We start from the raw sequence: 17,755 nt of genomic DNA, 5'->3' as shown, positions 1-17,755 counted from the left end.
TATGCAACGCTCACTCGTCGCCGTGCTCGCTGCCTTCAGCCTCCTGGGCAGCTTCGTCGTCCCGGCCCTGGCTCAGACCAGCACACCGGAGACCACCTCCAGGCAGAAGATGACCGATAAGACCGAGACCAAAACGACCACCAAAGAAAAGGACAACACGCTCTCCGAGATGCGCGAGCGTCAGGTCAAGTCCGACAGGCGGGCCAAGGCCCAGCGCGCCGAGATGACCAAGGACGTCAAAAACAAGACCAGCGACGTCAAGAAGAAAGCTTCCTAGCCACCCGAGCGCACGCTTATTTGGCGGGCTTCAGCACACCGCAGGCAATGCGGGCTCCACTGTTGCCCACCGGATCGCTCTTGAGATCGTCGGGCCGGGCATGGATGATGAGGGCCGTGCCGTCGCTGTCGAGGAGGTTATTGAAGGCGTTCGGTTCGAGGGAGGCGCGCACGTCGGTGGCGCTGTAGCTGGCGGTTCCGTCGGCTGCGACGCTCAGATTGGGCAGATCACCCGCGTGCGCCCCCTTGGGATTTTCGAGGCCGTGCTGTCTGGTGGCCGGATTGAAGTGGCCACCTGCTGAAGTAAAGCCTGGCCCCTCGCACAGGCCGACGGCGTGAAAATGAATGCCGTGCTCGCCCGGCGGCAGTCCCTTGACATCGAGCTTGACGCTCAACACGCCGGCGGAGGACTGGCTGAGGGCAGCGGTGCCTACGGTCTGGCCGTTGCTATCGACCAGGGCGGCGGTGGCCTGACGGGTGCCCGTCTGGGCGGAGGCGGCGAAAACTGGTATGAGCAGGAGCAGGCACCCTGAAAGAATAGATTTTTTCATTGCAGCCACGTGGACGGTGCCCCGATTTTACGATGTGTGGGCTTGCCGCGCACACCGGGTCACTTGAATTCCCCAGAGCGTCAGGTGGGGCTCGTAGACGTCGAACAGGTCCGGCCTCTGCTTTTGTACCCAGGGGCTATCGCCGCCGGTAGCGACGGTGATCCCCCCGGCCCACTGGATCTTCCACTGCTGGAGGATGTGCTGGAGGCCCAGCAGGGCAACGTGGGCGACTCCGGCCTGAATCGCTTCGACCGTAGAAAATGACAGCAACGCCGGCACCATCTCCGGCAGGACCACCTCCGGCAGCGCGGCTGCGTCCTGGGCGAGGGCGCGAAACTGGGTGCGAAAGCCCGGTAGAATGCAACCCCCGCCAAAGCGGCCCTCGCTATCGCTGCTGCTGACGGTAATTGCCGTGCCCAGATCGACCACCAGCACCGGCAGCCCGCAGGCGTCGGCTGCCGCGATGAGATTCAGTGCCCGGTCGATGCCAAGACCTGTGTAAGTACCGGCCAGCGGTAGCGCTTCGAGTGTCAGGATCTGCGCTCCCGCCGCCTGCCAGGGCGCGAGCGCTTCGGGCACCACCGAGGCGACGATCACCGCTTCTGCTTGAGCGATAGACCCCCTATCCCAGTAATCGAGCGGGTAATCGGCCACTGCGACGAGCGTACTTTGATCGAACCAGCCCCAGTGCTGGCGGCTGTTGCCGATATTGACCGCGAGCCACACCCTCGGCTCTCCTATTCGCCCTGCCGCCAGCGGGCAAAGCGCTCGAGTACCCCAGGATCGAGGTGATCGGCGAGCTTGCGGCCCGGCTGGCGGCGGCGCTGCTGCAATTGTTCGTCCATCTGGTGGCGGGCAGCCTTGACTTCTTTAAGTAGCTGCTGGGCCGAGAGCCAGCCTGCTCCCTGGGCGAGGATCAGCAACTGCTGGGCCCGGTCGGAAGTGGCCACCATCACCCGCCTTCCCTCGCGCAATAGCTCGTAGCTAAATTTTTCGATAAAACTGTCCGCTGTCTGTTCGTAGTCGGTAAAGCAAATCTCAAGGCTGGCCGTCTCTACCTTCCGTGCCAGAGGTGAGAGCACCAGCTGCGAGTCGAAGACCAGCACCGTGTAGTAGCCGCGAAAACTGGCAAAGTCAGCTAACTGCTCGATGAGGGCGTTTCTTGCCGCCTCAAGGCTGACACTGTCTCGCAGGCGCACCAGCTTTGGCCAGCTGCCGACCACGTTGTAGCCATCGACCAGTAGAATCGTCTGCACTGCCGTTTCCAGGCTTGCTTATGTTTCAAGTTTGTCACATTTGGCTGTGAAGATCTTGCTCGCGGACCGGCACGCGACGCTGGAATTGGGAGCGAGGCTCGCCCGTTGCTGGCAGCCAGCGGTGGTACTGCTGTTTTACGGCGATCTAGGCTCGGGCAAGACGACCTGCATTCAGGGTCTGGCCCATGAGCTGGGCATCGGCGAGCCGGTCACCTCGCCGACTTTTTCTTTGATCGAAGAGTACGGCGGTGGGCCCTGGCCGCTCATCCACATCGATCTCTACCGGCTCGAACCACAGGAAGTACCGGCCCTCGGCCTCGAAGAACTCTGGGAACAACCGGCGATCGTCGCTATCGAATGGGCAGAGCGGCTCAGCGAGCTGCCAGAAAATTACCTGCGCATTCGACTGGACTGGCACGAGCCGCGCACGGCCACTGTCGGAGCCCAGGGCGACGCAGCAGGAGAGCTGCTGCGGCAGTTGCAACAGTTATATCGAGACCGTTAAAAAAAAGTGCCTCTCAGGAGCGGGAATATTTGCGGCGCTGCCGGGCCACCGCCTTGCGCCGCCGTTTTTCGACCGCTGTCTCGAAGTGGCGATGCCGCTTTGCATCGGCAAGGATACCCGCCTTGGAGACGACCCGTTTGAAGCGGCGCAGGGCCGATTCAATCGTCTCGTTCTCGCCGAGTCTAACCTGCGCCATCGCTCCCTCCTCAAGTTGATGTACTGAAGACTTTGTCAGGCCGAGGCCCGTTTTCTGAGCGCAGGCCGCTTCGCCTCTGGCCGGGAATGGGCCTGGGCCGGTTGCCGTTGGGCCTTGCGCTCGGCTTTGGCTGTAGCCCGCGCCCGCTCCTCCGTCTTGGCAGAGCGGATCGCGGCGATCCGCTCGCGGATCGGTACCTCCAGCGGTTGGGCGGGGGTCGCCTTGTAGTCGAAACCGGCGAGCGTCAGCCGGGGCAGGCGCTTGCCGATTGCCCGCTCGATCGCTCGCCAGCGCTCCTCCTCGTCGGGGGCGACGAAGGTGATCGCATCGCCGGTGCGCTCGGCACGGGCGGTACGACCGACGCGGTGAATATAATCTTCGGCCACCTGGGGCACATCGAAGTTGACGACATGGCCGAGCGCTTCGATATCGAGGCCCCGTGCGGCGATATCGGTCGCTACAAGAACCTGGCATTTGCCGCTTTTGAAGCTTTCGAGCGCCTGGGTGCGCTGGGCCTGGGTGCGGTTGCCGTGGATGCGATCGCAGCTTACTCCGGCGGCGGTGAGCAATTCAGCCAGCCGGTTTGCCCGGTGTTTGGTGCGCGTGAAGACGATCACCTGACGCATCCGCTCGTGGGCAATAAGCTGCAGCAACAGCCTCGCCTTCAGTTCCTGGGCCACCGGGTAGGCGCTCTGGGTGAGGCCGGTAGCGGGAGCGGCCTGACGCTCCTGATTGATCGAAAACGGCTGCTTGAGGATTTCTCTTGCCAGCCGGGCGATGGGCCGGGGCATCGTCGCCGAGAAAAACAGCGTCTGCCGCCGGGCGGGCAGATGGGAAAGCACCTGGCGGATCGCCGGTAAAAAGCCCATATCCAGCATTCGGTCCGCTTCGTCGAGGACCAGAACCTCGAGGCCGGACAGACGGGTGTAGGACTGGTCCAGGTGATCGAGCAGGCGACCGGGTGTGGCAATCAGCACCTCGACGCCGCTTTTGAGTGCCCGAATCTGGGGAGCTGCCGGGACGCCGCCCATGATCACCGCGCTGCGCAGGCGCGTGTGCCGGGCGAGCTGAACAAAATGTTCTTGAATCTGGGTTGCCAGTTCCCGCGTCGGGGTGAGGATGAGGGCACGGGTCGTCCCGCGCGGTTCATCGAGTAGCCGCTGCAGAATCGGCAGCAAGAAAGCAGCCGTCTTGCCGCTACCGGTCATCGCACAGGCCAGCACATCGTGGCCGGCCAGAGCTGGGGGAATGGCCTCAGACTGGATTGCCGTCGGCTGGTTGAAGCCCATCTCCTCGATGCCGCGCAGCAACGCCAGGTGCAGATTCAATTGTGAAAAGGTCATAGCTTGGGGTGCCTACAGGTTAAAACGTCCGACAGAGCGCGGCTGAGGTCAACCGCGCTCCACCGGACACCATTGCTTTTTTGCTTCGCAAAAAGCCGCTCCCGTCTTCTGATACGTGTCAGAAGACGGGTCAAACCGGAATGGGAGGGCTTAATAGCGGCGATCCCGACCGCCACCGCCGCCACCGCCACTGCGACCGCCACCGCCGCCGCGATAGCCACCGCCGCCGCCACCGCCGCCGCGTTCGGGTCGCGGTTCGGCCTTGTTGACGCGCAATTCGCGGTTGTTCCAGGTCGCCCCGTCCAGCTCTTCGATCGCCTTGGCCTCGGCAGATTCGTCCATCTCGACGAAAGCAAACCCCCGGGGCCGACCCGTCTCACGGTCGGTCGGGATCTTCACCGATTTGACTTCGCCGTACTCGGCAAAGGCGTCCACGAGTTCCTGCTCGGTAGCAGAAAAAGGCAGGTTGCCAACAAATATCGTCACCGTCTGTCTCCAAAAAAACTGACCAACTGCAAAGGACCTGAAAGTGACTTTACCGCTGGCTTAGCCGCTCCACCCTAGCACGGATCGATTTGTCCGTGTCGAGCCCTGCCGGCGGGGCATGTTTGCTGGTGTGTTCAGATTCACGCTGGGCGGCTGCGCGTGGCGATCGTTTCGCCAATCGCCGCCCCCAGACCGGAGCCTGCCAGCTGCAGGTGAATCTTAGCGCGGATTTCCTCGCGAAACTCAAAAAAATGCTCGCCGTGGGCACAGACGGTGAGGTAAGCTCCCAGAGCCTGGGGATTGCGCCGCAGCAGATCCCACAGCTGCGCCCAGAAGAGCCGTCGGGTCCGGGCGCGCTGCACACCCTGCAGCCAGACAATCTGCAATAGACCGCGCATCTCGGGCAGGGCAGGCAGCTTGAAAGGACGCTTGCCCTTGGGCATCCCCAGTTCGAGCGCATGGCGGTAGCAGCGCCTGATAAAGCGCGCCGGTTCGTACAGTTCCCAGAACGCCTGCACGTACTCCTCAGCGATCTGGTCGATGGGCCGGGTTGGCACAAAGTTCATCAGGGTGCTCTGGTTCATGCCGTCGCCGACATCGACCAGGCGGTCTTCCCGCTCAAGGCGACTCCAGAGGGCTGTGCCCGGAAGAGCCTGCAACATGCTGAACATGGCATCGGGAATCGCCGTCTGCTCGACAAAACGCACGATCCGCTCCCCCGCGCCCGATTTTTCGCCGTCGAAGCCGATGATAAAACCGGCAAGCAGCCTCAGCCCAGCCTGGGTGATCTGCCGACAGGACTCACTCAGGGGCTTGCGGTTGTTCTGAAATTTTTGGGTGAGGTTGAGGCTCTCTTCGTCGGGCGTCTCGATGCCCAGAAAGACCGAATCGAATCCCGCTTCAACCATCAACTCCATCAACTCCGCATCCTCAGCCAGATTGACAGAAGCTTCGGTTGTAAAGCGAAAAGGAAAGCCGCGCTGCTGCATCCAGGGAATCAAGGCTTTAAGCATTCGCTTGACGTTGCGCTGGTTGCCGATGAAGTTGTCATCGACGACGAACACCGAGCGGTCCCAACCTAGATCCACCAGTGCCTGCAATTCGGCGAGCAACTGCTCGGGGGTCTTGGTGCGCGGTTTGCGGCCATAGAGCACGATGATGTCGCAAAATTCGCACTGAAAGGGGCAGCCCCGCGAAAATTGCACCGACATCGAATCGTAGGCCGACAGCTCCAGCAGGTCGAAGCGCGGTACGGGTGTAGCGGTGATGTCTGGCTTTTCTGCAGCCCGGAAAGTGCCGCTTTGTTCTCCGCGCTCGAGGGCAGCTATAAACATCGGAATTGTCAGCTCCCCTTCGTCGAGCACCAGATAGTGCGCCCCGGCCCGTTCAGCGTCCGTCGGCATCGAAGTGGGATAGGGACCGCCGACGGCGACTTTTTTGCCCCGGCGCACGCCCTCGCCAATCAGGTGCAGAAAGTCTTCTTTTTGAACCATCATCGCTGAGATCAAGATCAGATCGGCCCACTGCCAGTCCGCCTCCGTCTCAGCTCGCACGTTGCGATCTACCAGACGCAGCGACCAGTGCCTGGGCAACATCGCCGCTACTGTCACCAGCCCCAGGGGCGGCAGAAGCACCTTGCGACCGATCAAGTTGAGAACGCGCTCGAAGGACCAGAAGGTTTTTGGAAAGATGGGCGAGAACAAAAGAACGTTCATCAGAAACTATTTGTTGGACGAAGCGATAAGAGCGTAACAGATATTTCCATACATGTCCCTATACATAAGGTCTGACTGTAACCTTTGCCTCCCCTGGGAGAGAAGATTCGTACTGATGACTTGAAAGCCCATGCAAGCCAGTATCGCTCCAAATTCTGGTGGAGTAGTACTGTGCGTCTATCCTGGTCAGGCTGGACGGGTAGACGCGCTAAATTCGATACATGTTCCCAAAGGTTTGCCGGTCCCTTAAAGCTGCCTTAAAGCAATCGCGGTAACTTTGCTCTGGTCATTCTGGAGCACTGCACATGTTCAACCGCCGCTCAGTTCTCAAAGGGACGCTGGCTGTACCGGCCTTGCTGCTGGCTGGCGAATCGGGTTTTGCCCAGGCCACCGACGACTACGGTGTGGCCTCGGGGGAACCCCAACCCGACGGGGTACTCCTCTGGACCAGGGTGCCGGAGGCGTTCCAGGGCAGCGGGGCGGTGACGGTGCGCTACGAGGTGGCTGCCGACAGCGGTTTTTCGACCATCGTCGCCACCGGCAGCCAGGTGACCGACGCAAGCAGCGACTACACCGTCAAAGTGCGCGTCAGCGGCCTGGCTGCTTTTAGCCGTTATTACTACCGCTTCACGAGCGACACCGGCTACACCAGCGTTACCGGTCGCACGAAGACGGCTCCAGCAGCGGGTAGCGAGCCTGCCCGGCTCACCTTTGCCTACGTCAGCTGCCAGGACTTTACCCAGGGCTACTACACAGTCTTCGCCGCGATCGTCGCCGACGACGATGCCGACTTTTGCGTCCACCTGGGCGACAACATCTACGAGACCGGTGCCGCTGACTTTCAAAAAGGCCAGGTGCGCCTCGATACGATCGGTGGCGGCGAAGCGACCACCCTCGACGAGTACCGCCAGAAGTACAGGCTCTACCTGAGCGATGCGAATTATCGGGAGGTGCGCCGCCAGTTCTGCTGGATTCATCTCTGGGACGACCACGAGGTCTTCAACAACTACGCCGGAACCGAACTTACCTCCGCGAGCGACGAGGCGCGCCAGGCGGCGGGTTATCAGGCGTTTCTCGAATATCTGCCGGTCGAACCGGTCAGCCCACTGGCGATTGGCTCCGACGGCAAGGCGAGCGTGCAGCTCTACCGCAAGCTCTCCTTCGGTAGCCTCGCGGATCTGTTTGTGCTCGACGAGCGGCAGTACCGCGACGGTGTGGTCTGCAAGAGCGACCTGTTTACCCCGCCCTGCCCGGAACTGGACGATCCGGCGCGCACGATGCTGGGGACGAGTCAAAAAACCTGGCTCAAGGACAACCTGGCCGCCTCCGCTGCACGCTGGAAGGTCATTCTCAACGAAGTGATGGCGATGCGCTTTGCGGCGATCGACATTTCGCTATTTGGTCCTACCGGCCAGGCACCGCGCTACTTCGATCGGGCTCTGCCCATCAAAAACCCCCGCCTCTACCAGGGAGCGAACCAGGATCTGATCAACAGCCTCACCCTCTACATCAACCTCGACGCCTGGGACGGCTACCCGGCGGAGCGCCAGGAGCTGCTGCAATTTATCGGCGACAGGCAGATCAAAAACGTCGTCTTCTGGACCGGCGACATCCACAACTGCTACGCGGGTCTGCTCAAACCCGACTTTACCGACCCCAACAGCCCGACCGTAGCGGTCGAAGTGGTGGGCGGCTCGGTCAGCTCGGCGGGCGTCTACGAACTGGTGGGCGGCCTCAACCTCACCGCTTTGGGCCGGTTGCTCCTGCAGGCGACCAACCCCCACATCCTCTACCTCGACCTCAAGTACCACGTCTACTCGAAGGCCGTGATCACCCCCGATTCGATGCAGGTGAGCTACCGGGCCGTAAAGTCGATCGTGAGCACCACTTCGAGCCGCTTTACCCTCAAGTCCTTTACGATCCCCAACGGCCAGCCGCAGCTCATCGTCAACTGAACTGCTGGCGCTACAGGAGGCAACTGCACCTCAGGCGAGCCCAGGCGGGGGCGCACAGGTCAGCTCAAGCCCCCGGCCACTCTCAGGGTGCCTGAATCCCAATTTCCAGGCGTGCAGCCAGTAGCCGCAGTCGCCCGGTACTGCCCGTCTGCCTTCCCCTTCCACTGCTTGCGGCACCCCGCCGGGACCGTAGAGCGGGTCGCCCACCAGGGGATGCCCGGCAGCCGCGAGGTGAATGCGGATCTGGTGGGGCCTGCCGGTGCGGATCGTCACGGCAAGCAGGCTGTCTCGGGCCTGGCGGCGGAGCACAGAGCACTCGCTGTAGGCAGTAAGACCCCCGTCCGTCGCGGCCCAGAGATAACCCAGGCCCGGATAGGGCACCTTGCCGATAGGTTGGTCGATCGCGAAGTGATCGGCCACCGGCGAGCCCGAGGCCAGAGCCCGGTAAATCTTGGTGATCTGCTGCCGGCGCAACTGTTCGCTGAGGGCCGCCCGACTTTTTGGGGTGCGGGCGAGCAACAGCAGCCCCGAGGTGCCCCGACCCAGCCGATGCACCGGTACAGGTGTGCGCTCAGGAAAGTGTTTTTTTAGTTGGGCCAGCAGCGTATTTTCGACGAAGCCGCCCCCCGGCAGCACTGGCAGCCCCGAAGGCTTGGCTACGACCAGCACCACCTCGTCCTCGTAGAGAATCTCGAAGTGCAGCGGCACCGGTGGCTCCTGCCAGGGTTGCCGGTGGTAGCTGAGCACCTGGCCTGGGCGCAGGATTTCTCCAGTCCCTGTCCTTTTCCCATCGAGCAGCACTTCTCCCTTCTCGATGCGCTCCCGCCACTGCTGCGGCTGCGAATGGCGGTAGCGCTCGCGGTAAAAATCGAGGACCGTCGCCCCCGCTGCTACGCGGTCGATGCGATCGATGTAGGTGCAGCCCTGATTCACAGCGCTGTCGCTGCTTTCGGCCATATTTTTATACCCCCAGCCGGATTCGAACCGGCGTCGCCGCCGTGAGAGGGCGGTGTCCTGGGCCTCTAGACGATGAGGGCAAATGGGGCGCAATTGCTTGCACAGACCATGTATATTAGCGCACCCTTTTTTGGAACGGCAACCCCTGGCAAAGGCGCAAATGAAGTGCTAGCTTGATTTGGGTCGTTAGCTCAGCGGTAGAGCAGGAGACTCTTAATCTCTTGGTCCAGGGTTCGAATCCCTGACGGCCCATCAACCCTTTCAGACTATAAGCCCCCTATCAAGAGGCTTGTAGCTCTCCTGTGTTTTGCATTGGCCCTGCTGATAGAGCGGATGCAACCGCTCAAAAAGCCAGAGCTGAGAGCAAATTTAGGCAATAACTTTGGCTATCCAATTTGGGCCAAAACCCCTTTGCTTGTAGCATTCCAGCAGATGCGCCCAGGGGATGGAAGCCATGTCTGAGGTGGCTGAAAAAGTGTGCCTGGCTATCTTAGCGGCCAACAAACGCCTGAAAGAGCGTGGAAGCGGAGTGCAGATTAGCCTGGTTGGCGGATACCTCTACTTGCGAGCAACCTTGCCTCCCTTACCTGCTTCCGCCAAGAAGCTACCTTTTCAACAGCGCATCCCTCTCCATCTGCGTGCTTCTGTCGCTGGTATCGCTGTTGCTGAACGTAAGGCCCGCCTGGTGGGTGAACAGTTGGAAAATGGTGTTTTTTCCTGGGATGAATATAAACCGTCAAGCCCGCCAGCAGAAAAGCAAAGTCCCCCACTTACGACCTTGCGGGAGGTAATCGCTCGCATGGAGGAAGATTACTTTCAACGCAGACCCAGAGAACCTGGCCCGCTTGCTACCTGGCAAGCAAGCTACAGAGCCGCTTTTATTCAACTAGATCAAGATGCCCCGTTCACTGTGGAGCTTTTGCATCAGGCCATCTTAAGTAAGCCTGCGGGGACACGAGCCCGTGAGAAATTCTGCTTTGCGATGGGCAAGTTGGCTGAGTTCGCAAAACCGGAACTCAATTTTGATATCAAAGCCCTCAAAGGAACCCATACGGCTAAACAAGTGCTGCCGCGCAACTTGCCGGAAGATTCTGAAATAGAAGCGTGGCGTGAAAAAATTCCCAATCCAGGGTGGCAGTGCATCTATTCAGCAATTGCCGTATTTGGGTGAGCCGCTCAGGCCGGACGGTTTTTTGACTTGTCACTCAATTGCGTACACTGGACGCAAGCGAAGTACCAAATCACAAAACTCAAGTCAAGATGCAAAAGCTGAAGTGCGGCAAATGTGGTGGAATTGGCTGGAGTGCCGCCGCCGCACGCCTGAATGTCGATTATGCCGAGCGGGTCCGCTCGCTCGATCAACTGGATGATGAAGATAAAGCTGTGCTTTTGTGGGCAGGGCGGCTGGACCCGGTAGGCATGGACTTCGATATGCCTAGTGGCCTGTTCTGCTCGTTGCACTGGCCGCTGGTGTGCGCCCGCCTCAAAAAATCAGGGCTCAGCCCTTACTGCTCACACTGTAAGGGCAGTGGCTCCATCCTGATTAACCAAGACAAGCAGGAAGATAAGAAAAAGTATCGCTTCCGAGCTATTAAATGAATGTGCCCACGGTGACGAGCCATGTAAGCACATTGTCTGCGATCAAGAACTGCACTCTAGTTAGCAAAAGCGCATAGAGGTGAGATATTGACTCAAGCCAAGCCCTCCTTCGCATCGAGATTGAGATTGCCTGGATTTGGTGGACTCCCTCAGTAGACTTGGAACCAAGGAGGAGTCCATGCCACCAAAATCTCACCAGCAGTACACCTCTGAGCAGAAGCAACAAGCCGTTCGCATTGCCCGAGAGTCCGGCAAATCCGTCACCCAGCTTGCTAAGAACCTCGGCATCTGCCAAACCACCCTCAGCCGCTCTCTTCCGCCAGTCCCAGATTGACCGACTCCATAGCACTTCTGTGATGCCCCTTCGACGAGCGTGGAGCGCCAGGAACTGGCTCGCCTGCGTCGGGAAAACCAGCAACTGCAGATGGGGGTCGTTGGGTCAACGACCCTGGCTGTGGTCATCGATCTATTTTCCCGTCGAGTGGTGGGCTGGCCTGCCACCCGAATGGGTGGTCGATGGCTCAACATCTACAGACCGCAAAACCTGGGCAATCTCAGTAGATTGCCTGTCGTGTGCTATGCGGCGAAAAGCACGTGGGAGTTTTACTTTTCTGCAGCCGAGTCTCGTCCTTGCCACAGGCGCAGGGTGAGGATACAGGCCGTCAGCCACACCAGCCCGGCGGCGTACCCGGCGATGATGTCGGTGGGCCAATGCACGCCCAGGTAGAGGCGACTGAAGCCAATGACAGCGATAAGCGCGATCGTGGCAGCAGCTATCCAACCCCGCGAGTGCTTCGCGTGTTTGATGAGCAGGTAGCCTACCAGGCCGTAGATGACGAGAGAACCCATGGCGTGACCACTCGGGAAAGAGTAATTGATCACCGCGACCACCCGCTGCCACAGTTCGGGCCTCGAACGCGCGAAGAGGTTCTTGAGTAGCAAGTTGAGCGCCGCTGCCCCGCCCCCAGCTACCAGCAAAGTCAGCCCCTCCGCCCTTCGCCGACGCAGGGCCAGGGCCACGCTCAGACCCACGCTCAACACCACCAGCACTTTCGGATCTCCCAGGGTGGTAATGCCGCTCATCAAGGTGTCCAGTGTCGGGGAGTGGAGGCGACGGATGGCAAGCAGGATGGACTGGTCGAAGGCGAAGCTTTCCTTTTCAAGGACATCCTCGCCCAGTGCGGTGAAAACCCACAGGGCCAGGGCGGCCACGAGCAGACCCGCGAGGGGCAGGCCGGATAGCAAAGGCCAGAAGTTCCGGAAACGGGAAAACACACGAGACATAGATTCAATGCTGTGCCGAAGAAGCGTCGGCTGTATCTGGTAAATGGAAGGCTAGTGCCAGTTCCTGTTGCTGGCCCGGTTACCTATCTGTGACCTCTGGCAACCTGTCGAAGGACGTGTCAGTTGCCTATCCATATACGATAGATCTGTCAGGTAGGTGGCGACCCTTTCGAAACCATAGACCTCCGCAGGCCCATCTTCCAGTCTGAAATCCATGTCTTGCCTTTTAGCCCCTTGTCGAATTCGCCAACAGCACCGTCGCTCATCCTATCCCTCGTGGACCAACTGTCCCTGTCAGCCGATACCTTCAACGTCCGGAGCAGGAAAGCGATGGTCTTGGGCCAAGCGTCGTATTGGGCGTGGGCATTGCCCGCCGGGCTACCTCCTAGACCTGCACCGTAGTCAGTGGTCGGTTTCCAGCCATCACCGCTCAGCGGATGCCCGGCCTCCGGGTAGATGAGGGCCGTTGTCTTGCGTCCCGCCTCCGCACGGCGCTCAGCGATATTCTGAGCCATCAGCCCGGAAGCCCAGACTTGGTCTTCCATTCCACCCACCACCATCATCTCGCCTGCAAAGTCCTCGACTCGAATGCGGGCAGCGGCGGCTCGTTCGGGGTTGGCTCGTCGCCCTGCATCGTGGGGAATGCGCAGACGCACCACCGCACCAGGCTGGGAGAACTTGGCAAATTCTTTGTCGATGCCATCGTATGGAGTAAAAGGCAGTGCTTTTCCCTCGAAGGAAAACGACGGTTGTGATCCTGGCGGCTGGGCAGTGGCCCCCCAGCCCTCCCAGACCACATCACTGGGCACCACTGCTACCACCGAGGTGAGCCAGGGATACTTGCTTGCAGCGATGAGGGCAAATTCTGCTCCTTTTGAGACTCCGTAGATAGCAATTCGACTTGCGTCGATGTCGGAGCGCTTTTGCAACCAGGCGCGCACCTGAGCGAGGCGGTCCACTGGCAATCGAGCGAAGCTGGAGGGCAACCCCGGCACCTCCTGTTTGCCACCGAAATCGGGCGAGTAGTAGGGCAGCCCTAGAACAGCAAACCCATAGGGAGCAAGCCGCCCAGCCAGACTGCGAGCTGTGGTGGCCCCGCCTTCTGAGCCACCCAGAACGATGAGCACCGGCGGTTTGCTCTGACGCGGTGGATGGGCAAGCACTGCTCCGGCAAACGCGTCCACCGCCTCGATTCGCACATTCGGATCGCTATCGAGGAGTGTTACTTCCCCGATCGCCAACGGTTTTCCTGCGGCGCTTGCCTGGAGTTGAACCAGACCCGGCGCAAAGCCCGCGATTGATGCGGTGGTAGGAAGCATCGACCAGAAAAGGCCGGTGGGGTCGATGCCGGTGAAGGAGCCCGAAAGGGCTGGGGTAGTAGCTAGATCGATCACGCCGTTGGTATCGGCTTGAAAAGTAGCCGAGGAGCGATAGAGCGTTGGTTTGTCCGCCGGCACGAGGCGTTGGGCAGTAATCTCGACGGTTGCGCCTGCAGATAGTCCTGTCAGCCGGATGGAAAGTGGGTCGCCGGAATGCACCTTGTTCGTGGGTACGAAGTTAAATGCCAGAGCGGTCGATGCCGTCGTAGCGCTACTGCTGCAGCGGGTACCTGCGATTGTACAGATGCTGGGGCTCGTGCCGCGCCGAACACTCATCGCCTGCTGTGTCCGAGCGGCACTGGCAAAGCAGCCCGAGACAAGAATCGCCAGGGCGATTGACCAGCCAGTTCTGTGTAACATCTGTACATCTCCTTGAGGCAGCGAACAGTTGGGGCACATCGCCTCCAGGTGGTGAGGCAGAGGGAATCCGCGAACTTCACCATAACGTGAGTTCGGGCCGGGGGATAAGCTAGTCGGCATTGTCAAGTTCAAGGAGTGGGCGTCTGGCACTGTAGAGCGACGAGCACTCCCCATTCCCCTCTCCACCGCTGCTTCCCGCCTGAGACCATCTCCCGTTGCGGCTGGCTCTATTTCCGCTTTGCCCTTAGCTATGGCGATGTCGAGGAGTTGATTGCTGTGCGCGGCGTGCCGCTAACCTGCGAGACTATCTGCTCTTGGTGCCGCAAGTTCGCACAGACCTATGCCAACCGGATTCGTAGGCGCAGGTACCCCCCGAAAATTGGTGGCCTCATCTGACAGTGCCATCTGCACTGCGCTCCAGGCGAAGGCAGTGTTAGGCTGCGGGTAGCTGGGAGATAGCGGGCGTGCCCGCTTCGAGTGAAGCCAGTTCATTGCTCATAGCAGAGGGTTTTACGATCACCACTACCCTCTCCATGTTGCCTAGCACTTCTAGGCCAACCGGCAGTTCAATGTCTCCCACGTGCAGAACGTCGTCGATACCCAGCCTGCTCACATCGACTTCGATCGATTCAGGCACCGACTCCGGACTGGCAATGACGGCCAGTTCTGTGAGTACTTTTTCCATTATGCCACGCTCGCCAGTCACTCTAGCTGGCTCACCAATAAAGACAATTGGCAAGTTCATTGTGATAGGGCCGTGTCCAGCAATTGCAAAAAAACTCAAATGCTGGGGTTTTTGAAGTAGATGGTCCATTTGCTTCTCGCGCAGCAGTACCTCTCCAGACCAAACTCCAGCGATGACAATATCTATGACCGTGTTGTTAACTGATGCTCGCTGCATCAACTGCTCGACAGCAGCTAGTTCCACTTCTAAAGACACGGACTGGGTGCCTTGGTGTCCGTAGAGAACAGCTGGCACTTTGCCTGCTCGACGCAACGCACGTGGATTGATACCGAAGGTGCGCTTTGCAGCAGTAACGTGAGGATGAGACATGAAAAGCCTGATTAATGAATCTCTAGTCTAGACTACTTCCGACTTCTTTAGCACTTCGACCCAGAGAAATCATACTGCAATAAATATGCGAACATGACAAAACTGAAAGTTCTGGGAGGCAGATCTTTACTGTGTATTGGGTTCGGGAAATCGAGTTTAGCTTTAGGGTTACTTACTTATGAAACTTTTCGATGTTGGTTGAAAATTACTTCGCTACTAAGGAGCTAGAACGTGAAAGGGCATAGAGCATAAGGCTAAAATCTTCTCTTTGAAAGCATTTGAACTATCGACAATCTTACGTTTGATTATCTCCGTTTACTTAGCAGCAGCTTTGCTGCTTTTAAAGCAAGTAAAACAAAAATAGCTATATCGCGATATCAATAACGAGAATTTATCCCATAAACTAAAAAAATCCTTGCTTTAGTTCGAGCAAGGACTTGCTTGTATCATGCCGAAATTAATTGGCAGGGAATGATGCCGAGCCAGCAGCCCGGTCCATCGGTCATCACTCTAGCCAGTGGGCATCAAAACCTGATTTATAGAGTGAATCACACCATTGTCCGCAGCAATATCTGCCTGATTGACCGTTGCGTTGTTCACGGTAACCTTGCCACCCTGCTGGCCAATTGACAACTCACCACCTTGAACGCTCTTGACCTTACCAGGCTTGATATCGCGGGAGAAGATTTTACCGGAAACAACATGATAAGTGAGGATTTTCACTAACTCAGCTTTGTTTTCGGGCTTCAGCAAGCTATCGATGGTGCCAGCAGGCAATTGTGCGAATGCTTCTTCGGTCGGAGCGAAAACAGTGAACGGTCCGTTACCCTTGAGGGTCTGAACCAGATCTGCCGCACCCAGAGCAGCTGCCAGAGTCTTGAAAGTACCAGCTTGAACGGCTGTGTCAACAATATTAGACATTGATTCCTTTTGTTTCTTGCACTTTTAGCATGGCACACATGTTTCTAGATCGGCAACATTGTCCACGAACAGACATGAATAAAAGGAAGCATAACCGCAATCTCTATTGAGCGATATGGCCCTTGTTGTGTGGGAATTTCGAGTTAAAAATAGGCCAGAGCAGTTGTAAATAGAGAAGGTAGACGAGCGAAATCTTGCACCTTCAACTCTCTATATGGCGCTCCTACAAAGCAAACTTCGAGACCACAGCCCTGTTGTCAAGAAGCGATTGTGGGTGGTGACGATGCCCATCACATGTTGGGCAGAACGACTTACGCCGAAGCTTCCCTCACACAAACTCGACACTCGTTAAGATATTGTTACAAAAAACCAAATCGTTTTACTGCTGTCTACAGTGGAGGTACTTGACCCATCTGTCAGGGCGCATTGCTCTCCTTGACCTTTGGTTGTTTTCATAGGAGACGTGCAATGACTATTTTTGTTGGCAACTTGCCTTTTTCCGTTACTCAGCAGGATCTCAGCGACGCGTTTGCCAAGTTCGGAACTGTGAAGAACGTGAAGATCCCGATCGACCGCGATAGCGGCCAGCCCAGGGGTTTCGCCTTTGTAGAGATGGCGGAATCTGAGGAAGCGAAAGTGATCGAACAACTCGACGGCACTACCTGGGACAACCGCCAGATCCGAGTCAGCAAGGCCGAGCCCCGGCCCGAACGTAACGGTAGCAGCTTCGCTAACCGTTCCGAGCGGCCCAGGTAATAGTGCAGCCTGGCTGAGTCAGTCTGGTAGTTTGAAGGTGTAATCTCTGCTCCCTCCCATGCTGGTTTCCAAACTGCTTATTCTGTTGGTCTCATCGCACCCGAGAAGATCCTCTCGCTGAGGTCTGGCAATCAGAACTATTGCCACTGCGTCGTACACCTGAACTGGGGCCGATGACGCTGTGGGAACATCTACAAACGCTCTATCCCGGTCGTTACCCCCGCAAGATTCTGCGCACTCTGCAGCGACGGGTGCGCAAGTGGTTGGCTACAGAAGGTCCACCCAAGGAAATGATGGCCCGTTGGGGCCAACGGGCCTGATGTTCCGCCAGGAGCACTTACTAGGACAGCAGGGCCTCTCGGACTTCACCCCCCATTCGGGGGGCAGGCTGAACTGAAGCAGGCCACTGTCACCATTGACGGTCAACCCTTCGCTCATCGCTTGTTTCATTCCCGGCTGGCCTCTAGCGGCTGGAGTTACGTTCAGGTTGTTCAGGGGGGTGAGAGTTTTGCCGCCCTCTCCCAAGGATTGCAGAATGCTCTATGGCAGCTGGGTGGCTGCCCAGCCGAGCACCCCGCGCTGATAGCCTCTCAGCGACCTTCCACAATCTGCACCCGCGCACAGCTGAGGATCTGACCGTGGCCTACCAGGGTCTGTGTCTGCACTACGGCATGACCCCCAGCCGCAACAATCGTGGTAGAGGCCATGAGAATGGCTCAGTCGAGTCACCTCAGGGGCATTGCCCCAACGCCCCTAATCCGCCGCCTCGTTGCGCCGCTTCTATACCAGGATGTCGAGCATAGTGCTATCCCCATCCACTGCCCGCCATAAATAGGAGGTGTGACCGTTGATCTTGAGGGCCATCTCGTCCAGATGCCACTTGTCACCGGGCTTTGGCCGTCGGCGACGGGTTTGATTAGCGAAGGTCTGTGCGAACTTGCGACATCAAGCTCTAACGGTCTCGCAGGTGAGGGTGATGCAACGCATGGCCATCATCTCCTCAACATCGCGGTAGCCGAGATTGAATCGGAAATAGGACCAGACGCAGTGGGAGATAATTTCTGGCGGGAAACGATGACGGTAGTAGAGGGAGTCGGCTTTGCTCATCTTTTCACGGTGCTAGAAGCTTGTCCTCGGTGGCCACTCCAGTCAACTTGACCAT

General features: G+C 58.6%; 18 protein-coding genes, 2 tRNA genes and 1 pseudogene. 7 read left to right on the top strand and 14 right to left on the bottom strand.

The window, feature by feature from the left end; genetic code table 11:
• Nucleotide 1 precedes the first annotated feature (1 nt).
• A complete protein-coding gene (locus GKIL_RS05140) occupies nucleotides 2-277 on the top strand; it encodes a hypothetical protein (protein ID WP_023172369.1) in 276 nt (91 codons plus the stop codon).
• A 16-nt stretch (nucleotides 278-293) separates the two neighbouring features.
• On the opposite strand, the gene GKIL_RS05135 is transcribed toward GKIL_RS05140, so the two are convergent.
• The 3 genes from GKIL_RS05135 to GKIL_RS05125 are packed head-to-tail and all read right to left on the bottom strand — an operon-like array spanning nucleotide 294 to nucleotide 2,083.
• Nucleotides 294-827, bottom strand: coding sequence for a superoxide dismutase family protein (locus tag GKIL_RS05135; protein WP_023172368.1), 534 nt, complete (start codon nucleotides 825-827; stop codon nucleotides 294-296).
• 27 nt (nucleotides 828-854) lie between these two features.
• On the bottom strand, nucleotides 855-1,553 hold the full coding sequence (locus GKIL_RS05130) for a type III pantothenate kinase (protein WP_023172367.1): 699 nt from the start codon (nucleotides 1,551-1,553) through the stop codon (nucleotides 855-857).
• An 11-nt stretch (nucleotides 1,554-1,564) separates the two neighbouring features.
• The gene (locus tag GKIL_RS05125) at nucleotides 1,565-2,083 is read right to left on the bottom strand and encodes an NYN domain-containing protein (RefSeq protein WP_023172366.1); all 519 of its coding nucleotides are present in this window, start codon (nucleotides 2,081-2,083) and stop codon (nucleotides 1,565-1,567) included.
• A 46-nt stretch (nucleotides 2,084-2,129) separates the two neighbouring features.
• Between GKIL_RS05125 and tsaE the strand changes: the two genes are divergently transcribed.
• The gene (tsaE, locus tag GKIL_RS05120) at nucleotides 2,130-2,588 is read left to right on the top strand and encodes a tRNA (adenosine(37)-N6)-threonylcarbamoyltransferase complex ATPase subunit type 1 TsaE (protein ID WP_023172365.1); all 459 of its coding nucleotides are present in this window, start codon (nucleotides 2,130-2,132) and stop codon (nucleotides 2,586-2,588) included.
• A 13-nt stretch (nucleotides 2,589-2,601) separates the two neighbouring features.
• Here tsaE and rpsU read toward each other — a convergent pair whose 3' ends face one another.
• From rpsU to GKIL_RS05100, 4 genes are all read right to left on the bottom strand, one after another.
• Nucleotides 2,602-2,784 carry a 30S ribosomal protein S21 gene (rpsU, locus tag GKIL_RS05115; RefSeq protein WP_023172364.1) on the bottom strand — a complete coding sequence of 61 codons (183 nt, stop codon included), beginning with the start codon at nucleotides 2,782-2,784 and terminating at the stop codon, nucleotides 2,602-2,604.
• Nucleotides 2,785-2,819: 35 nt separating this feature from the next.
• Complete coding sequence (locus GKIL_RS05110; protein ID WP_023172363.1) at nucleotides 2,820-4,127, bottom strand: DEAD/DEAH box helicase; 1,308 nt, start codon at nucleotides 4,125-4,127, stop codon at nucleotides 2,820-2,822.
• A 150-nt stretch (nucleotides 4,128-4,277) separates the two neighbouring features.
• Nucleotides 4,278-4,613, bottom strand: coding sequence for an RNA recognition motif domain-containing protein (locus GKIL_RS25715; protein WP_023172362.1), 336 nt, complete (start codon nucleotides 4,611-4,613; stop codon nucleotides 4,278-4,280).
• A gap of 140 nt (nucleotides 4,614-4,753) precedes the next feature.
• Nucleotides 4,754-6,328 carry a B12-binding domain-containing radical SAM protein gene (locus GKIL_RS05100; RefSeq protein WP_023172361.1) on the bottom strand — a complete coding sequence of 525 codons (1,575 nt, stop codon included), beginning with the start codon at nucleotides 6,326-6,328 and terminating at the stop codon, nucleotides 4,754-4,756.
• 305 nt (nucleotides 6,329-6,633) lie between these two features.
• Here GKIL_RS05100 and GKIL_RS05090 point away from each other — a divergent pair, with 305 nt between their 5' ends.
• Nucleotides 6,634-8,283: an alkaline phosphatase D family protein gene (locus GKIL_RS05090; RefSeq protein WP_023172360.1), complete on the top strand. Its 1,650-nt coding sequence runs from the start codon at nucleotides 6,634-6,636 to the stop codon at nucleotides 8,281-8,283.
• A 30-nt stretch (nucleotides 8,284-8,313) separates the two neighbouring features.
• Here the strand turns inward: GKIL_RS05090 and GKIL_RS05085 are convergent, their stop codons facing one another.
• Both GKIL_RS05085 and GKIL_RS05080 read right to left on the bottom strand, forming a co-directional pair.
• Nucleotides 8,314-9,240 carry an RluA family pseudouridine synthase gene (locus tag GKIL_RS05085; protein WP_023172359.1) on the bottom strand — a complete coding sequence of 309 codons (927 nt, stop codon included), beginning with the start codon at nucleotides 9,238-9,240 and terminating at the stop codon, nucleotides 8,314-8,316.
• Nucleotides 9,241-9,247: 7 nt separating this feature from the next.
• Nucleotides 9,248-9,320, bottom strand: a tRNA-Glu gene (locus tag GKIL_RS05080).
• A 100-nt stretch (nucleotides 9,321-9,420) separates the two neighbouring features.
• Between GKIL_RS05080 and GKIL_RS05075 the strand changes: the two genes are divergently transcribed.
• The 3 genes from GKIL_RS05075 to GKIL_RS23350 all read left to right on the top strand — a co-directional run bounded on the left by GKIL_RS05075 (nucleotide 9,421) and on the right by GKIL_RS23350 (nucleotide 10,839).
• Nucleotides 9,421-9,492, top strand: a tRNA-Lys gene (locus GKIL_RS05075).
• 193 nt (nucleotides 9,493-9,685) lie between these two features.
• The gene (locus GKIL_RS05070; protein ID WP_051382681.1) at nucleotides 9,686-10,411 is read left to right on the top strand and encodes a hypothetical protein; all 726 of its coding nucleotides are present in this window, start codon (nucleotides 9,686-9,688) and stop codon (nucleotides 10,409-10,411) included.
• Nucleotides 10,412-10,500: 89 nt separating this feature from the next.
• Nucleotides 10,501-10,839 carry a hypothetical protein gene (locus GKIL_RS23350; protein ID WP_023172357.1) on the top strand — a complete coding sequence of 113 codons (339 nt, stop codon included), beginning with the start codon at nucleotides 10,501-10,503 and terminating at the stop codon, nucleotides 10,837-10,839.
• A gap of 603 nt (nucleotides 10,840-11,442) precedes the next feature.
• Here the strand turns inward: GKIL_RS23350 and GKIL_RS05055 are convergent.
• The 4 genes from GKIL_RS05055 to GKIL_RS05040 form a co-directional block, all read right to left on the bottom strand.
• Nucleotides 11,443-12,123: a phosphatase PAP2 family protein gene (locus GKIL_RS05055; RefSeq protein ID WP_081705170.1), complete on the bottom strand. Its 681-nt coding sequence runs from the start codon at nucleotides 12,121-12,123 to the stop codon at nucleotides 11,443-11,445.
• Nucleotides 12,124-12,272: 149 nt separating this feature from the next.
• Nucleotides 12,273-13,862, bottom strand: coding sequence for an acyl-CoA thioesterase/bile acid-CoA:amino acid N-acyltransferase family protein (locus tag GKIL_RS22325; RefSeq protein WP_023172354.1), 1,590 nt, complete (start codon nucleotides 13,860-13,862; stop codon nucleotides 12,273-12,275).
• Nucleotides 13,863-14,295: 433 nt separating this feature from the next.
• Nucleotides 14,296-14,916, bottom strand: coding sequence for a 50S ribosomal protein L25 (locus GKIL_RS05045; protein ID WP_023172353.1), 621 nt, complete (start codon nucleotides 14,914-14,916; stop codon nucleotides 14,296-14,298).
• A 510-nt stretch (nucleotides 14,917-15,426) separates the two neighbouring features.
• Nucleotides 15,427-15,837, bottom strand: coding sequence for a fasciclin domain-containing protein (locus GKIL_RS05040; protein ID WP_023172352.1), 411 nt, complete (start codon nucleotides 15,835-15,837; stop codon nucleotides 15,427-15,429).
• Between the two features lie 468 nt (nucleotides 15,838-16,305).
• Between GKIL_RS05040 and GKIL_RS05035 the strand changes: the two genes are divergently transcribed.
• A complete protein-coding gene (locus GKIL_RS05035) occupies nucleotides 16,306-16,593 on the top strand; it encodes an RNA recognition motif domain-containing protein (RefSeq protein ID WP_023172351.1) in 288 nt (95 codons plus the stop codon).
• 783 nt (nucleotides 16,594-17,376) lie between these two features.
• Here the strand turns inward: GKIL_RS05035 and GKIL_RS25845 are convergent.
• Nucleotides 17,377-17,700 (bottom strand): annotated as a pseudogene (locus GKIL_RS25845) (IS6 family transposase); the annotation flags it as partial.
• Between the last annotated feature and the right edge of the window lie 55 nt (nucleotides 17,701-17,755).

This window comes from Gloeobacter kilaueensis JS1, from assembly GCF_000484535.1.
Taxonomy (GTDB): Bacteria; Cyanobacteriota; Cyanobacteriia; order Gloeobacterales; family Gloeobacteraceae; genus Gloeobacter; species Gloeobacter kilaueensis.
Note: the sequence above shows the minus strand (reverse complement) of the source record. Positions and strands in the feature narration are given on the sequence as shown.

Excerpts from the sequence above, each read along its gene's own strand:
- GKIL_RS05135 (WP_023172368.1), bottom strand. The coding sequence starts at position 827 with ATGAAAAAATCTATTCTTTCAGGGTGCCTGCTCCTGCTCATACCAGTT.
- GKIL_RS05100 (WP_023172361.1), bottom strand. The coding sequence starts at position 6,328 with ATGAACGTTCTTTTGTTCTCGCCCATCTTTCCAAAAACCTTCTGGTCC.
- GKIL_RS05035 (WP_023172351.1), top strand. The coding sequence starts at position 16,306 with ATGACTATTTTTGTTGGCAACTTGCCTTTTTCCGTTACTCAGCAGGAT.
- GKIL_RS05090 (WP_023172360.1), top strand. The coding sequence starts at position 6,634 with ATGTTCAACCGCCGCTCAGTTCTCAAAGGGACGCTGGCTGTACCGGCC.
- GKIL_RS05070 (WP_051382681.1), top strand. The coding sequence starts at position 9,686 with ATGGAAGCCATGTCTGAGGTGGCTGAAAAAGTGTGCCTGGCTATCTTA.
- GKIL_RS05140 (WP_023172369.1), top strand. The coding sequence starts at position 2 with ATGCAACGCTCACTCGTCGCCGTGCTCGCTGCCTTCAGCCTCCTGGGC.
- GKIL_RS22325 (WP_023172354.1), bottom strand. The coding sequence starts at position 13,862 with ATGTTACACAGAACTGGCTGGTCAATCGCCCTGGCGATTCTTGTCTCG.
- rpsU (WP_023172364.1), bottom strand. The coding sequence starts at position 2,784 with ATGGCGCAGGTTAGACTCGGCGAGAACGAGACGATTGAATCGGCCCTG.
- GKIL_RS05055 (WP_081705170.1), bottom strand. The coding sequence starts at position 12,123 with ATGTCTCGTGTGTTTTCCCGTTTCCGGAACTTCTGGCCTTTGCTATCC.
- GKIL_RS05045 (WP_023172353.1), bottom strand. The coding sequence starts at position 14,916 with ATGTCTCATCCTCACGTTACTGCTGCAAAGCGCACCTTCGGTATCAAT.
- GKIL_RS05040 (WP_023172352.1), bottom strand. The coding sequence starts at position 15,837 with ATGTCTAATATTGTTGACACAGCCGTTCAAGCTGGTACTTTCAAGACT.
- GKIL_RS05085 (WP_023172359.1), bottom strand. The coding sequence starts at position 9,240 with ATGGCCGAAAGCAGCGACAGCGCTGTGAATCAGGGCTGCACCTACATC.
- GKIL_RS23350 (WP_023172357.1), top strand. The coding sequence starts at position 10,501 with ATGCAAAAGCTGAAGTGCGGCAAATGTGGTGGAATTGGCTGGAGTGCC.
- GKIL_RS05110 (WP_023172363.1), bottom strand. The coding sequence starts at position 4,127 with ATGACCTTTTCACAATTGAATCTGCACCTGGCGTTGCTGCGCGGCATC.